A 2,761-nucleotide genomic window follows, 5' to 3' on the forward strand; every position below is an offset into this window, starting at 1 on the left:
CCCCCGCCGCTCCGGTTGCCCCACCAACCCCCCGGCGCGGGGGCGCCCCCCCCCGCTCCCACAAGAGCGGGCATCAGCCATGCAGATGCAGCTCGGGAATGCGCTTCTCGTGCGCGGCGAACAGGTCCTGGAACTCTTCCTCGTTGAACTCATCGGGCAGATAGACCGCCACCTGGCTGCTGACGCCGTTGGCATCAACCCGCTCGCGTGGCCCGGCCCGCAAAGACACTTCGCGATCCTTGAAAGTGGTGACCCACGGGGTCTCGTCCCACTGGGTCACTTCGGCGTTGTCTGCATCCCAGATAACAACAATCGTAAACATGGCGTCTCAACTCGTCAGGGCGCGGCGTTCGCTGGTGATGGTCGCACCTTCGCCCATCACTTTCGTGACCGGTGTGCGGGTGGCTACGTCCAGTAGTCGTTCCCATTGTTCGTCGGTCAACGCGCCGGTAGCGGAAAGAATGCGGTGCACCTGCAGCTTACCGGCTTCATCGCGGGTAGAGGTTAGCTCGGCGTTGAACTCACCCAGCTCCCAGCCTTTTTTCTCTGCATACATACGCAAGGTAATCGCGGTGCAGGCGGCCAGTGATGCCAGGTAAAGATCGAACGGCGCCATGCCCGCGTCCTGGCCGCCCAGCCGGGCAGGCTCATCGGCAACAAGCTGGTGGACGCCGTTGCTGATGCGATGGGCGTAGTTGCTTCCCGTTGATTCAATGGTGACGTGGGCCATGACAGCCTCCTTCGGAACGAACCGTCAACTTACTGCGACACAGCCAGCTCCGGTAGTCGCCGTTTACTGCCTGCACCGTCCCATCGGCTGAACGATGCCGCGGTTCACATCGTGACGATGGCCGCACCGCCGGCAGGGACGACTGTTGCTGCTTCCTCCAGCAGACAATTGACGGCGGTCTTCAGCATCTTCGGCGCGATGAAGTGGCGATGCATCGGGTCCACCGCGGCCATGTACAGGTGTCCGAAGGGATTGCGGCAATACACGCGGGTGGAGAGGCTGAAGGTGATCCGTTCGCCTTCGCGCTGCACGCCGACGCTGGAGCGGAATTGAAGGTGACGATCATCGGCGCCGAGCAGAACCTGCGCCGCGTTGGTACTGCTGGACATGGCCAGCACCGGGAAGCGCTGGGCAAAGCGTTGTGTCGCTGCATCGCTCAACAGCGACGATACCGGGCAGCCCAGTGAGGAGGTGCGCAGTCGCAACGGCCGCGCCAATAGATTCCGCAGTCGCATCAGGCCGCTGACGCTGCCGGCAGGTTGTTGGATGAAGGCGGAGAGCAAGGCTGCCAGCAACTGTTCCGGATTGCTGCCACCGAGCCAGTGTTGAGCGATCTGGATCTCCACGTGATCCTGGTGATGATGACGCGGCAGTTGCTTGGCCAACAGCGAGTCTGGCGGCAGCTGATGGCTGCTGTGTGTTTGCAGGTCGGGCAGTCGGTGCGAACGGGTGCCGTTGCGTGGATGGAGTTGCACCAGCAGTTGACGCACCTGCCCGGCGTGGCGGCGCAAATGCGCACAGGCCCAGGCTTGCCGAGGCAGCGGATCGAAACTGAGCACACTGGTCCACACCTGCGTCTGTTGTGTGTGCTGCTGCAGTGCTGCCGGCATCAGTTCAGTGAGGCTGGCGAGGTCGGCTTCGCCGCGCATGACCTGTGCCTGTTGTGCGGGGGCCAGCGCGCCTGCGGTTTCATCCGGATGGCAGGAAACCGCGAACAGCGCAGGGTGCCTGCCATTGCCGCGCAGTGGTTCGAACTGGTGCCAGGTGTTGGCGGCCATGCGAACCGTGAACAGGCAGTCGGCGGGAATCTCGACGTGGCGCAGGGCCTGCCGGATATCCTCCGGCGTGTCGCAGGCCGAACCGGCGGCGATGAAACGCAGACGCGCACCCCCGCTGCCGCTGATGGCAGTGAACACGCGCGGTGCAGCATGACGATGGAAGGGGTGGCCATGGCGGCCCACCGAGAAGGTGTACAGCGCGGCGTTGTCGCCGGTAGCAAGATCGGGAGCTGACAGCCGTGCCGAAGGCTCGTCCAGTGCGTCGTTGAAATCCGCGTGCTGGGCTTGGCGTGCACCTGCCGCTGTTGCGACTGCATCACCAGCACCTACATCGAGCTGGGTCAGTAATGTGACTTCCGCGGCACGGCTGCCATCACTGGCATTGATCGAGACATGCGGAAAGCTGCTTTCGTTGGGAGTGCGACTGCGTTCCATGCGATGCCTCGTGGTTGTCAGCTGGCGGGTTTTGCCTTGGGCTTGGCATTGCGACGTGATTCGCGCTGCAGCGGCCCGGCGCTTGGGCAGACCTCGAAGGCAAAGCGGCTCAAGGTGTTGACCATGTTGTCGGGGGTAAGCCGGTAGAAAACGAACTGACCGCGGCGCTCGCTCATGACCAGTCCGGCGGCGGCGAGAACCGAGAGATGGCGCGAGATGGCCGGCGCGCTCATCTCGAAACGCTGGCCGATTTCCCCTGCGGTGAGTTCCTGTGCTGACAGATAGGCCAGGATCTCGCGGCGTGGGCGTGAGGCAAGGGCTTCGAAGATCTGGTCGGCAGGCATGGGTAATGAATTAACTAATTCGTTAATTCATTAAGCGCCCGATTGCCAGGACATGTCAAGCAGCTCCACCTGTAGTGCCGAGCCATGCTCGGCAGGGGCCTTCCAAGCCAAACCAACCGACCTGTAGTGCCGAGCCATGCTCGGCAGGGGCCTTCCAAGCCAAACCAACCGACCTGTAGTGCCGAGCCATGCTC

General features: G+C 63.1%; 4 protein-coding genes. All 4 read right to left on the bottom strand.

Features of this window, described 5'->3' with window-relative positions; translation table 11 throughout:
- Positions 1-73: 73 nt before the first annotated feature.
- Positions 74-322 carry a hypothetical protein gene (locus QMX78_RS21060; RefSeq protein WP_282273345.1) on the bottom strand — a complete coding sequence of 83 codons (249 nt, stop codon included), beginning with the start codon at positions 320-322 and terminating at the stop codon, positions 74-76.
- Between the two features lie 6 nt (positions 323-328).
- Positions 329-730, bottom strand: a complete 402-nt coding sequence (locus tag QMX78_RS21065; RefSeq protein WP_282273346.1) for an OsmC family protein — start codon at positions 728-730, stop codon at positions 329-331.
- A gap of 104 nt (positions 731-834) precedes the next feature.
- Entirely contained in the window at positions 835-2,223 is a 1,389-nt protein-coding gene (locus tag QMX78_RS21070; RefSeq protein ID WP_282273348.1) for a DUF2867 domain-containing protein, read from the bottom strand.
- A gap of 17 nt (positions 2,224-2,240) precedes the next feature.
- Positions 2,241-2,567, bottom strand: coding sequence for a metalloregulator ArsR/SmtB family transcription factor (locus QMX78_RS21075; protein ID WP_282273350.1), 327 nt, complete (start codon positions 2,565-2,567; stop codon positions 2,241-2,243).
- Positions 2,568-2,761 lie beyond the last annotated feature (194 nt).

It is taken from the genome of Stenotrophomonas sp. PS02298 (genome assembly GCF_029959445.1).
Lineage (GTDB): Bacteria > Pseudomonadota > Gammaproteobacteria > Xanthomonadales > Xanthomonadaceae > Stenotrophomonas.